The organism is Comamonadaceae bacterium OTU4NAUVB1, assembly GCA_024372625.1.
Lineage (GTDB): Bacteria > Pseudomonadota > Gammaproteobacteria > Burkholderiales > Burkholderiaceae_C > Variovorax.
Map to the genome: position 1 here is coordinate 211,261 of CP099603.1, position 12,622 is coordinate 223,882.

Below are 12,622 nucleotides of genomic sequence, written 5' to 3' on the forward strand. Positions count from 1 at the left end.
CAGGAGGTCCGGGTTCCGCGAGGTCGTGTGCGTCGGGTGGCTGCAGGCGTTCGACATGCCGCTCATGCCCCCGCGCAGGCCTTGGCCGCATCGATGACCGCCTGATGGTCGAAGCGGTTGATCGCCTCGACGAAACCGGGCTTGTCGATCAGCAGGGACGCGGGCGCCACGGTGCGCTTGATGGTGCCGTCCTTGAGCATGAAGTCCTGCATGCGGCCGTAGGCGGCCGGGTCCATGGCGCCGATCAGCTTGCCGCCGTGCAGGTCGAAGGCACCTTTCATGGCTTGCAGCTGCGCGTCGAGCAGGCGCCTGTCCCAGCTGAGCAGGGTGGCTTCATCGGCACCGGTCGGCTTGCTGCCGGGGTAGTGCTTCCAGTGCAGCCGGAGGGCGCACATCGGGTTGGTCTGCGCGAACAGGGTGGCCTTGGCGGCGCCCCGGGAGATCGCCTCGACCATCGCCGGGTCGGCGTCGATGGTCTTCTGCAGGGTTCCGAAAGTGAAGTCGGGCATTGCGCGCCACGCCGGGTCGAAGATCACTCGCAGCTTGGCGCCCGCGTTCTCGAAACCCGCCAGCGCCGAACCCCAGAACATCAGCGCCTGCACGCGATCGCTCTTGAGCGCCTCGAGAGCCGGTGCGCCGGCGCCGGTCGCGATGATTTGCACGTCGGTGTCGGGATTGATGCCGTTCGAGCGCAGGTAGCCCTTGAGCAGCGGCACGCCCCCGGTGCCCAGGCTGAAGATGCCGATCTTCTTGCCCTTGAGGTCGGCGACCGACCGGATGGGACCCTCCTGCATCACGCCGACGCCCCAGTCGATCACGCCTGTGCCCATGAGGCCGCGCACGGCGACGTTGTTCTCGGTGTTGGCCTGGATCAGACCGGTCGAGTTGAGTTGCGCGAAATCGACCGCGCCGCCCACCATCTGCTGGATGCCCTGCAGCGAACCACCGACCGTGATGACCTTGACGTCGTAGCCCTCGCTGCGCCAGTAGCCCAGGACGACCGGCAGCGTCAGCCATGGGTAGGTGACGTTGAGCACCTGCGTGCCCACGGCGATGGTCACCGGTTTGAGTGGCTTCGCCGGTGCCTGTGCGGCCGCGTCGAATGCGGCGATGGCAGTCAGGAAGAAGAAGGCGAGCGCACGAAACCCGGATTGAAGCGGTGTTGGCATTTTGGGGAGGTCATCCGTGGGTTGGGAGGGAAGCGGAAGGCTGAAATTAGCAGCGATCGAATGATTTCTAAAACACCCGTTTCAGCGGTCTATGTGCATGTTTTTGGAACATTGGAGACAAGCGGGGCGGGTGATAGCAACACCTGTGCCCGATGGGCGTCTGTGGCGATGTGGGCTTGGCATCGTGTCGTCTCGGGTCGTTTTGCGTCGGCTTCGGCACCGGACGGCAGGATCTCAACGACCCAGGCGTCTTGCGGCGTCGCCGACTGCGGACGGCCGCCGAGGCCGCGCCGTGCCACGGCGGACTTGATCGAACCGGCATCGGCCGCACCGACCCGATCCAGTCGATGTCAGGCCCGGAGGCCATGCGCTGCGGCGCGACGCCGACACACGGGGTCAGCACGGCGGCCGTCGGGCGGCTGGTCCGCCGGACGGCCAGGAAGGTCGACGTCCCGCCTTGCGCTACCCTGCGCGTCATGCGATCGCCACGCGCCCTGATCCTGTTGCTCGCCCCGCTGGGTCTCTTCCTCGCGGGCTGCGGCACCACGCCCTCGTCGGCGCCCGCGCGTCCGGAGGACGTCCGCGCACGCATCGTGAAGCTGCTGCCACAGAACGCGGTCGACCGTCCCGGCTGGGCGATCGACCTCTACGCGGCATTCGACGCCCTGCGCATCGAACCGAGCGTGGACAACGTCTGCGCGGTGCTCGCCGTCACCGAGCAGGAGTCGAACTATCGCGCCGACCCGACGGTGCCCGGACTCGGCAGGATCGCGCGCGAGGAGATCGATCGCCGTGCCGAGCGTGCCGGGCTGCCGCAGGTGCTGGTGCGGACCGCCCTGCAGTTGCGCTCGCCGGACAGCCGCACCTGGAGCGAGCGGATCGACGCCGCGCGCAGCGAGAAGGAACTGAGCGAACTGTTCGAGGACTTCATCGATCAGGTTCCGCTGGGTCGGCGCCTTCTGGCGGGCTACAACCCGGTGCGCACCGGCGGGCCGATGCAGGTGAGTGTCGAGTTCGCCCAGCGGCACGTGAAGGAGCTCGACTATCCCTATCGAATGACCGGCTCGGTCCGCGACGAGGTGTTCTCGCGCCGTGGCGGCCTGTACTTCGGGACGGCGCACCTGCTGGGGTATGCGGCGCCGTACGACCAGCCGATCTATCGATTCGCCGACTTCAACGCCGGTCAGTACGCCAGCCGCAACGCGGCATTCCAGAGCGCGGTGAGTGCGCTCGCCGGTGTCGCGCTCGACCTCGACGGCGACCTCGTCGCGCCCGGCGGCGACGCCGCCAAGGTGGGCGGCACCGAGGCCGCGGTGCGCGCGATCGGTCCGCGCCTGGGTCTGAGCGACGGCGACATCCGGCGCTCGCTCGAGCAGGCCGGCCAGCCATCGCTCGAACGGACGCGGCTGTGGACGCGCGTCTTCGAGCTGGCCGACGCACAGGCACGGCGGCCGGTGCCGCGCGCGGTGCTGCCGCGCATCCGCCTGCAGAGTCCGAAGATCACCCGCAAGCTGACGACGGAGTGGTTCGCTCGCCGCGTCGACGAGCGTTACCAGCGCTGCCGGGGCAGGGCGGGCTGAGTCGGCCTGGCCGTCGGGTCGGCCGATCGCACCACCTTGCAGCTGCAGCGGGAATTCGTGGGTCCGTGAGCGACCTCGAACGGCCGTCGGCGGCTGCCACGCCGCCGCCGACGGCCGCGCCGCGAATCCACATCGCCGGACACCACACGACGCTCGGCGTGGAGCCCGAAGCGCACGCCGACGACCGGCGGCTGCGCCCGCACGAGGAATGGGTGCTGTTCCGGTTCTGTCTGGTGGCGGTGGCGGTGGCCTTGCTGGGCTGCGGCCATGCACAGGTTTTCACCAACCTGTCGAGCGACGACGAGCGCAGCGTTTTCGCGGTGCTGACCCTCATCCTCGGCGGCATCGTGGGCTGTTTCCTGCAGAAGCGAGGCGCTGCTCGCCGCCACGACGAGGCCTCGACGCGGCGGGTCCGGCAATGCCGTGGTGCCCCGCGCCACTGGCCCGGTCGTGGCATGGGTCTTGCATCCAAGCTGGGATATGTTGTTCTTCATCGACGCTTCCTTCTCCGGTCACGCCACGGCGCCCGCGGTTCGTGGGGGGCCGGCCGCCACGGTCCGTCCGATCCGATGACCTGGTCCATCCTGGCGCGTGACGACCAGGGACATCTCGGCGTCGCGATCGCCAGCCGCTTTTTCGCCGTGGGGGCGCTGTGCGTGCACACGCGTCGCGGCACGGGTGCGTTGGCCACGCAGGCGCTGATGAATCCCCTGTACGGGCCGGCCGGTCTCGACCACCTCGGCGCCGGGCGTTCGGCCGACGAGACGGTCCGTCTCCTGACCCAGGCCGACGCCGGCCGTGCGCAACGTCAACTCCACGTGCTGCCGGCGACCGGCCGGCCTGTCGCCTGGACCGGCGCGGACTGCGTGGACTGGTGCGGCCACCATGTCGAGGCCGACTTCAGCGTCGCCGGCAACATGCTGGCCGGCCCGCAGGTCGTCGCCGCGACCGCCCGGGCCTACCGCGACGCCGCGGGCCTGCCGCTGGCCGAACGCCTGCTCGCCGCCATGGCGGCCGGCGAGGCCGCGGGGGGCGACCGGCGCGGGAAGCAGGCCGCCGCGCTGCGCATCCACGCCGACGAGGACCATCCCCAGCTCGACCTGCGCGTGGACGACCACGAAGCGCCGCTGGTCGAAGTGGCCCGTCTGCATCGCAAGAGCCTCGAGCGCTACCAACCCTTCATGGCCTGCCTGGCCGGTCGCTACGATGCCGTCGGTCTGACCGACCGCGGCGAGATCGAGGCGCGCATCGCGCGCTTCCACGCCCGCGCGGCAGGACCCGCCCCATGACCGCGCTGCTCGAAGTGCGCGACCTGCGCACCCATTTCATGACCGACGACGGCGAATTCCCCGCCGTGGACGGCATCGGCTTCTCGGTGTCGGCCGGGCACACGCTGGCCATCGTGGGCGAGTCGGGATGCGGCAAGAGCGTGACCTCGCTGTCGATCATGGGCCTGGTGCCCAGCCCCCCGGGTCGCATCCACGGTGGCTCGATCCGCTTCGAGGGCCGCGAACTCGTCGGCGCGCCCGAGCGCGAGATGCAGGACCTGCGCGGCAACGGCATGGCCATGATCTTCCAGGAGCCGATGTCCTCGCTCAATCCGGTGTTCACCATCGGCGAGCAGATCGTCGAAGGCCTGATGCGGCACCGCAGGATCACGCGCGCCGAGGCCCGGGAACGCGCCATCGCGATGCTGCGCAAGGTGCGCATCCCGGCGGCCGAGCAGCGCTTCCACGAGCACCCGCACAAGCTGTCGGGCGGCATGCGGCAGCGGGCGATGATCGCGATGGCGCTGGCCTGCGAGCCGCGCCTGCTGATCGCCGACGAGCCGACCACCGCGCTGGACGTGACCATCCAAGCGCAGATCCTGTCGCTCATGCGCGAGCTGCAGCAGGAGACCGGCACCGCCATCATCCTGATCACGCACGACCTGGGCGTCGTCGCGGAGGTGGCCGACGAGGTGGTGGTGATGTATGCGGGCCGCATCGTCGAGCAAGCTCCGGTGCACGCGCTGTTCGACACGCCCCAGCATCCCTACACCATCGGCCTGCTGGGCTCAATCCCCCGGCTCGACGGCGAGCGCGACCGCCTGGCGTCGATCGAGGGCCAGGTGCCGAGTCCGCTCCGGCGCCCGTCCGGCTGCAGCTTCGCCGACCGCTGCCCGTTCGCCGATGCGCAATGCCGCGCGGCCGTGCCGGCCCTGCGCGAGGTCGGCCTCCGGCATCGTTCGGCCTGCCGGAAGGCACCGCTGGATCCGGTGGTGCTGATGGCGGCCGCCATGGAAAGCCGCGCATGACCGCGCCGCTGCTCCAGGTCGAAGGGCTGGTCAAGCACTTTCCCATCCGTCGGGGGCTGCTGGGGCGCGTGGCCAACTCGGTGCGCGCGGTCGACGGCGTCGATCTGCGCATCGCGAGCGGCGAGACGCTGGGCGTGGTGGGTGAATCCGGCTGCGGCAAGTCCACGCTGGGCCGGCTGGTGCTGCGGCTGATCGAGCCGACGGCGGGCAGCGTGCGGCTGGATGGCGAGCCCCTGGGCGCCCTCGACGCGAGCGCGCTGCGGGCCCGCCGCAAGGCGATGCAGATCATCTTCCAGGACCCCTACGCCTCGCTCAATCCGCGCATGACGGTCGGCCAGACGCTGACCGAACCGCTGATGCTGCACGGCCTGCACACCGGCCGCCACCGCGAGCGCGTCGCCGAACTGCTGCACACCGTGGGCCTGGCGCCGGAGCATGCGCAGCGATTCCCGCACGAGTTCTCGGGCGGCCAGCGCCAGCGGGTGGGCATCGCGCGGGCCCTCGCGGTCGAGCCGAAGCTCATCGTCTGCGACGAGGCGGTGTCGGCGCTCGACGTGTCGGTGCAGGCCCAGGTGGTCAACCTGCTGCAGGACCTGCAGCGCCGCTACGGCCTGGCCTACATGTTCATCGCGCACGATCTGGCGGTGGTCAAGCACATCGCCAGCCGCATCGCGGTGATGTACCTGGGCCGCATCGTGGAGATCGGCGAGAAGCGCTCGCTGTTCGCCGCACCGCGCCATCCCTACACGCAGGCGCTGCTGTCGGCCATCCCGCTGCCGGAGCCGGGCCTGCGGCGCGATCGCGTGCTGCTGGCCGGCGACGTGCCGAGCCCGCTGAACCCGCCGCCGGGCTGCCATTTCCACACCCGTTGCGTGCATGCGCGCGCGCTCTGCTCGCAGCGCGCGCCGCTGCTGGAGGACGCCGGCGGCACGCAGGTCGCGTGCCATTTCTGGCGCGAGATTCCTCCGTCGGCGGTGCTGCCCGAGCGTGCCGCCCGCACTTCCGACCAACTGCGCCTCGAACGGCTGCAGTCGGCCTTCGTCGTTCCACCCCTCGCCGTGAAGACTTCCCCATGAAATTCCCGATCCGTTCCCTCAAGACGGCGCTGCTGCTGGCCTTGCTGCCGCTCGCGCTGCAGGCCCAGGCCCAGACCCTGCGCATCGGCCTGGCCGAGGACCCCGACGTGCTCGACCCGTCGCTCGCCCGCAGCTTCGTCGGCCGCGTCGTCTTCGGCGCGCTGTGCGACAAGCTGGTGGACATCGACGACAAGCTGGCCATCGTGCCGCAGCTGGCGACCGCCTACGAATGGTCGGCCGACAACAAGGCCCTGACGATGAAGCTGCGCCAGGGCGTGACCTTCCACGACGGCGAGAAGTTCGACGCGGCCGCGGTCAAGTTCAACATCGAACGCCACAAGAACCTGCCGGGCTCGGCGCGCCGGGGCGAGCTGGCGCCGGTGAGCAGCGTCGACGTGGTCGATCCCTCGACCGTGCGCCTGAACCTGTCGGCCCCGTTCTCGCCGCTGCTCGCGCAACTCGCCGACCGCGCCGGCATGATGGTCTCGCCCAAGGCGGCCCAGGCCGCGGGCGACCGCTTCGGCACGAAGCCGGTGTGCGCCGGTCCGTTCCGGTTCACCGAGCGCGTGGCGCAGGACCGCATCGTGCTGGAGCGCTTCGCCGGCTACTGGAACAAGGACGCGATCCACTTCGACAAGGTGGTCTACACGCCGATCCCCGATGCCACCGTGCGGCTGGCCAACCTGCGCGCCGGCCAGCTCGACTTCATCGAGCGCGTGGCGCCGAGCGACATGCAGAAGATCCTGTCGGAGAAGAAGCTCAAGGTCTCGCGCATCACCGAGATCGGCTACCAGGGCGTCACGATCAACCTGGCCAAGGGCGACAAGGCCAGGACCAGCGTGCTGGCGCGCGACCCGCGCATCCGCGAGGCCTTCGAGCTGTCGCTCGATCGCCAGGGCCTGGTGCAGGTGGTGATGGACAACGAAGCCACGGCCGGCAACCAGTGGGTCGCGCCCTCCAACGCCTTCTACGCCAAGGGCGTGCCGATGCCCAAGCGCGACGTCGCGCGCGCCAAGGCACTGCTCAAGGAAGCGGGCGTGCCCAACCCCAGCTTCACGCTGGTCACGCCCACCACCTCGGACGCGCAGCGCATCGCGCTGGTGGTGCAGGCGATGGCGCGCGAGGCCGGCTTCGACGTCAAGATCCAGTCGACCGAGTTCGCGACGTCGCTGAACATGGCCGACCAGGGCGACTTCGAGGCGCTGGTGCTCGCGTGGAGCGGCCGGGCCGATCCGGACGGCAACACCTTCAGCTTCTACGGCTGCAAGCAGCCGCTGAACTACACGGGCTACTGCGATGCCGACACGGACCGGCTGCTCAACGAGTCGCGCGCGCTGCGCGAGCCGGCCGAGCGCCGCAAGGTCTACGAGCAGCTGGCCGCGCGTGCCCTGAAGGACCGCTCGATCGTCTACCTCTACCACCGCAACTGGCTCTGGGCCTACAACCCCAAGCTCACGGGCGTGCGCGACATTCCCGACGGCCTGCTGCGCGTCGGCGGCCTGCAGATGGCGAAGTGAACGCGGTCACCCGATCGATGCCCCGATGTTCGAGTACCTCGTCAAGCGCATCGCCACGCTGATCCCGACCCTGATCCTGGTGTCGATGCTGATCTTCGGACTGCAGCAGCTGCTGCCCGGCGATCCCGCGAAGATCCTGGCCGGGGAGGACCAGGACCCGGCCGTGGTGGCCTACCTGCGCACCAAGCTGCACCTGGACGAGCCGTTGCCGGTGCGCTATGCCTACTGGGTTGGCGGCGTGGTGCGCGGCGACCTGGGCGAATCGGTCCGCACGCAGCAGCCGGTGCTCGACCTGGTGCTGCAGAAGCTGCCCGTGACGCTGGAGCTGGCGCTGCTGGCCTTCGCGATCGCGCTGCTGATCGGCATCCCGGCGGGCATCGTCTCGGCGGTCGGGCGTGGCACGGCGTGGGACTACGCGGCCAACCTCTTCGCGCTGTGGGGCCTGTCGACGCCCAATTTCTGGCTCGGCATCCTGATGATCCTGCTGTTCTCGGTGCAGCTCGGCTGGCTGCCGGCGTCGGGCTACGTGAGCCCGTTCGAGGACCTGGGCGCCAACCTGGCCGCGATGATCATGCCGGCCTTCGTGCTGGGCAACGCCATCGCGGCGGTGCTCATGCGCCACACCCGCAGCGCCATGCTGCAGGTGCTGTCGGCGGACTACGTGCGCACCGCGCGCGCCAAGGGCCTGAGCGAGCGCACCGTGGTCGTCAAGCACGCGCTGCGCAACGCCCTCACGCCCATCATCACGCTGGGCGCGCTGGAACTCGGCACGCTCCTGTCGGGGGCGGTCCTGACCGAGCAGGTCTTCACCATTCCCGGCTTCGGCAAGCTGATCGTCGACTCGGTCTTCAACCGCGACTATTCGGTCGTGCAGGGCGTGGTGCTGGTCACCGCCAGCGCCTACATCGTGCTGAACCTGCTGGCCGATCTCGCCTACTTTCTCGTCAATCCCCGACTCAGAGGCTGAACATGGCTGCCGTGCTTCCTTCCACCTCGCCACCGGTGGCCGCCGCGACGCGGCCCGCCGGACCGTGGCGCCGGGCCTGGCGGCGGCTGCGCCGCCGCCGCGCGGCCATGCTGGGGCTGGCCGTGGTGCTGGCCTTCGTCGCGCTGGCCGTGTTCGCGCCCTGGATCGCGCCGCAGGACCCGATCGCCACCAGCTGGGGCGCGATCCGCCAGGCGCCCAGTGCCGAGCACTGGTTCGGCACCGACGACATCGGCCGCGACGTGCTCTCGCGCGTGATCTGGGGCACGCGCGCGTCGCTGCTCGCGGGCGTGGTGTCGGTGTCGATCTCGCTGCTGCTGGGCGTGCCGATCGGCCTGGCCGCGGGCTTCCTCGGCGGCCTCGCCGACGGCTTCATCTCGCGCGTCACCGACGCCTTCCTGGCCTGCCCGTTCCTCATCCTGGCGATCGCGCTCGCGGCCTTCCTGGGCCCGAGCCTGAGCAACGCGATGATCGCGATCGGGGTCTCGGCCACGCCGATCTTCGTGCGGCTCACGCGCGCGCAGGTGCTCAACGTGAAAGTCGAGGACTACATCGAGGCGGCGCGCGCCGTGGGCAACTCGCCGCTGCGCATCGCGCTGCGCCACGTGCTGCCCAACATCACGGCGCCGGTGATGGTGCAGGCCACGTTGGCGATCGCCTCCGCCGTCATCGCCGAGGCCAGCCTGTCCTTCCTCGGCCTCGGCCAGCAGCCACCGGCGCCGAGCTGGGGCAGCATGCTCAACACCGCCAAGAACTTCGTCGACAACGCGCCGTGGATGGCCATCTGGCCCGGCCTGTCGATCTTCCTGCTGGTGCTGTCGTTCAACCTGCTGGGCGACGGCCTGCGCGACGCGCTGGACCCGCGCCAGCGTTGACCCGCGCGGCTCGCCGCGCGCGACCGCCGGCTCGAGCAGAGCGGGCCGGACATCCTGGACACCCCCCAGAGGGCGGCAGCTACCCGATCGCGTCCCGGCCTCGCCGACCGACGTCTCGGTGATCCGGCTTCAACGGCGGGGCGCGAGCGCCGTCTCCGCCAGATAGCGCCTGCGCCAGGGCTTGAGCACCAGGATCGCCAGCAGCGCCGCCAGGACGTCGAGCGTGATGGCGGTGCCGAACACCGGGAACCAGCTGCCGGTCCTCTCGTGCATCAGTGCGGCCAGCGGTCCGCCCAGGATGGAGCCGATGCCTTGCGACATGTAGAGCAAGCCGTAGTTGGACGTGGCGTGCCGCGTGCCGAAGGTGTCGGTGAGGGTCGAAGGAAAGAGCGAGAAGATCTCGCCCCAGCCGAAGAACACCACGCCCGACAGCAGCACGAACAGCACCGCGTTCTCGCGGGTCAGCAGCCACAGCGCCATGGCGACGCCTTCGAGCGCGAAGGCGAAGAACATGGTGTTCTCGCGGCCGAAGCGGTCGGAGATCCAGCCGAAGAACGGACGTGTCAGGCCATTGGTCAGCCGGTCGATGGTCAGTGCCAGGGGCAGGGCGACCATGCCGAAGACCAGGACGTCGGCCACGCCGAAGTCGCGCGCGAAGGTGGCCATCTGCGACGTCACCATGAGCCCCGAGGTCGACATCATGGTCATCATGCAGAACATCAGCCAGAACAGCGGCTTGCGCAGCATCTGGCGGGGCGACAGGTCGACGCCGGTGGTGGTCTGGCCGCCCGGCCTGGCCGAACGGACCTGGACCGGGTCGGGGGAGCGCAGCAGCTGCGCGGCGACGAGGCCGATCACGGCGAAGACGATGCCGAAGCGCCAGAGCGTGCTCTCCAGGCCCTGGTTCGCCAGCGCGCTCGCGATCGGGAACGTGGTCAGGATCGCACCCATGCCGTAGCCCGCGGCGACCATGCCGACGGCGAAGCCGCGACGGTCGGGAAACCACCGCACCATCTGGCCCACCACGCCCACGTAGACGATGCCGGTGCCCAGTCCACCGACCAGGCCGTAGCTCAGGTAGAGCATGCCGATGGTGGTGGCCTGCGAGGCCAGCACCCAGCTCAGGCCGGCCATCAGGGTGCCCAGACCGATCAGCCGTCGCGCGCCGAAACGCTCGATCAGGCCGCCCTGGAAGGGCGAGAAGAAGGTCTGCAGCACGATCAGCACGGAGAACGTGATCTGCAACTGGGACAGCGGCACGCCCAGCTTGGCCGACAGCGGTTTGGTGAAGAGCGTCCAGACGTATTGCGGACTGGAGATCGCCATCATGCAGACCAGGCCGACCAGCAACTGGAACCAGCGGTTGTGAAGCACGGACGTCGGTTCGCTCGCGAGCACGGTCGCGGGAGAGGCGATGGTTTTCATGGAATTCCCAGGGACGTTGAAAAAGGGGTCGACCCGCCGGCGACGCGGTCGTCGATAGACCGTGGCAGGCCCCGCGCACCTTCTTGCGCACGCTCGCGCGCCACGGTCCGGGGTGGGGCGCGCTCCAGGTGCGGGGTGCGGTCGGCGGCGTGGGCGACGTCGTGGTGCCCTCGGACGGAAGCGGGGTTCATTCAGGGATCGGAACGGGGCATGCCTTCGTGAAGGCCAGGCTTCACGCACGAACCGTGCCGATCGGACCATGCGGGCGTGCCGTCGCCTGCGCCGTCGGCGCCAGCGACGCGCCATCGGGCGTCGGTGGATCACGCCCGGTGTGTGGCGCGCGTGCGCCGGGCGCTCCCGCAATGCAGCCGGCATTCGGCGCAGCGCTGCGACCGCTTCTCCTGCAATGGCGTCGAAAACCGGATGCGCGCCCGGCTACAGGAACAGGTCGGAGAGGCCGGCGTGGTCGTCCGGGCGGGGGCCCAGCGGCCAGCGGAATTTCCTCTCCGCTTCATCGATGGCGAGGTCGTTGATGCTGGCGAACCTGCGTTCCATCATGCCCTGGTCGTTGAATTCCCAGTTCTCGTTGCCGTGGCTGCGGAACCACCGGCCCGCCGTGTCGTGCCATTCGTAGGCGAAGCGCACCGCGATCCGGTGGCCGGTGAATGCCCACAGTTCCTTGATGAGGCGGTAGTCGAGTTCCGCTCGCCACTTTCGAGTGAGGAACGCGTGGACTTCTTTTTTCCCGGTTGGGAATTCGGCGCGATTGCGCCACCGGGTGTCCTCGGTGTAGATCTGGACGACGCGGTCGGGATCCCTGGAGTTCCAGGCGTCTTCTGCCATTCGCACTTTCTGCGTCGCCGATGACTCGGTGAAGGGGGGGAGGGGCGGTCTGGATTGCATGGTCGGTTGCCGAGTTGCCTGATGGACTGCGGAACTTACCTCGTGGACGCGATGGACGCCGAGTGCCGCAGTGCGTCTCGCGGCATCGATCGACGATGACAACACGATGTCGCGGGCGATGCCCGCGTTTCGATTCCGACGGAAAGACGTCGGATTTCGTCGCAATGCCGCATCGGGTCGGTTCGAGTCGCCCGTCGGCGGGTCCCGTGATCACGTCGCTGCTTCCGCATTGCTCGACGTTGGCTCGGCCTTGACGTTCGCGACGCGCGAAGCCTGATGAATTGACATTCATTGACGGCGTGTCCAATTAAGTTGGAGATGTCTCCTGGACGATGCAATTGCACCTAAAAGGCCCGTGCAAAAAAGTCAAGTACGCCACTCTCGATCCAATTCGGGGAACGGATGAGTGCACGACCGCCGTGATGCACCAAATTGATCAACTCAGCAGTTCGTCCATGCTATTTAAGTAATAAGTAAGTCAAAAAGTTACTTTGCGGTATAGCAAACTAGTACTTACGTACACTTACGACAGCAAATTAGCGTAAAGCCTTACAGAAAAACGAGAGTCCTCTGACGTCGAGGGCCGGGGCTCCTGCGTCCCGCAAAACCTTTCGATAAAAAATTTGCTTTGGATCGAACGAGGAAAACCATGACACCACTCACCGAAACGAAGGTCCAGGCGATTGCTCGCGATGCGAGGGCATCGTCGAATGCCAATGACGGTTTTGTGGGGCCGAAAGCTTTTCTTCGATCCGGTGCGCACGGTGCCTTGAAGCGTCATATCGCTTGAACGACG

The 12,622-nt window shown here is 68.7% G+C and carries 11 protein-coding genes; 8 read left to right on the forward strand and 3 right to left on the reverse strand.

Annotated features, from left to right (window positions below):
- Positions 1-62: 62 nt before the first annotated feature.
- The gene (locus NF681_00960; GenBank protein UST52576.1) at positions 63-1,169 is read right to left on the reverse strand and encodes an ABC transporter substrate-binding protein; all 1,107 of its coding nucleotides are present in this window, start codon (positions 1,167-1,169) and stop codon (positions 63-65) included.
- A 476-nt stretch (positions 1,170-1,645) separates the two neighbouring features.
- On the opposite strand from NF681_00960, the gene NF681_00965 reads away from it, so the two are divergent.
- From NF681_00965 to NF681_00995, 7 genes are all read left to right on the forward strand, one after another.
- Positions 1,646-2,749, forward strand: coding sequence for a DUF1615 domain-containing protein (locus NF681_00965; GenBank protein UST52577.1), 1,104 nt, complete (start codon positions 1,646-1,648; stop codon positions 2,747-2,749).
- A 65-nt stretch (positions 2,750-2,814) separates the two neighbouring features.
- Positions 2,815-4,038: a DUF1028 domain-containing protein gene (locus NF681_00970; protein UST52578.1), complete on the forward strand. Its 1,224-nt coding sequence runs from the start codon at positions 2,815-2,817 to the stop codon at positions 4,036-4,038.
- On the forward strand, positions 4,035-5,045 hold the full coding sequence (locus NF681_00975; GenBank protein ID UST52579.1) for an ABC transporter ATP-binding protein: 1,011 nt from the start codon (positions 4,035-4,037) through the stop codon (positions 5,043-5,045). The genes NF681_00970 and NF681_00975 overlap by 4 nt, the downstream gene beginning before the upstream one ends.
- Positions 5,042-6,121 carry a dipeptide ABC transporter ATP-binding protein gene (locus NF681_00980; protein ID UST52580.1) on the forward strand — a complete coding sequence of 360 codons (1,080 nt, stop codon included), beginning with the start codon at positions 5,042-5,044 and terminating at the stop codon, positions 6,119-6,121. Before NF681_00975 ends, NF681_00980 begins: the two co-directional genes overlap by 4 nt.
- The gene (locus NF681_00985) at positions 6,118-7,638 is read left to right on the forward strand and encodes an ABC transporter substrate-binding protein (GenBank protein UST52581.1); all 1,521 of its coding nucleotides are present in this window, start codon (positions 6,118-6,120) and stop codon (positions 7,636-7,638) included. Before NF681_00980 ends, NF681_00985 begins: the two co-directional genes overlap by 4 nt.
- A 25-nt stretch (positions 7,639-7,663) precedes the next feature.
- Entirely contained in the window at positions 7,664-8,605 is a 942-nt protein-coding gene (locus NF681_00990) for an ABC transporter permease (protein UST52582.1), read from the forward strand.
- 2 nt (positions 8,606-8,607) lie between these two features.
- Positions 8,608-9,498 carry an ABC transporter permease gene (locus tag NF681_00995; GenBank protein ID UST52583.1) on the forward strand — a complete coding sequence of 297 codons (891 nt, stop codon included), beginning with the start codon at positions 8,608-8,610 and terminating at the stop codon, positions 9,496-9,498.
- Between the two features lie 129 nt (positions 9,499-9,627).
- On the opposite strand, the gene oxlT is transcribed toward NF681_00995, so the two are convergent.
- Positions 9,628-10,923: an oxalate/formate MFS antiporter gene (oxlT, locus tag NF681_01000; GenBank protein ID UST52584.1), complete on the reverse strand. Its 1,296-nt coding sequence runs from the start codon at positions 10,921-10,923 to the stop codon at positions 9,628-9,630.
- 435 nt (positions 10,924-11,358) lie between these two features.
- Positions 11,359-11,826, reverse strand: a complete 468-nt coding sequence (locus NF681_01005) for a nuclear transport factor 2 family protein (protein UST52585.1) — start codon at positions 11,824-11,826, stop codon at positions 11,359-11,361.
- A gap of 649 nt (positions 11,827-12,475) precedes the next feature.
- Between NF681_01005 and NF681_01010 the strand changes: the two genes are divergently transcribed.
- Positions 12,476-12,616 carry a hypothetical protein gene (locus tag NF681_01010; GenBank protein UST52586.1) on the forward strand — a complete coding sequence of 47 codons (141 nt, stop codon included), beginning with the start codon at positions 12,476-12,478 and terminating at the stop codon, positions 12,614-12,616.
- Positions 12,617-12,622: the final 6 nt, after the last annotated feature.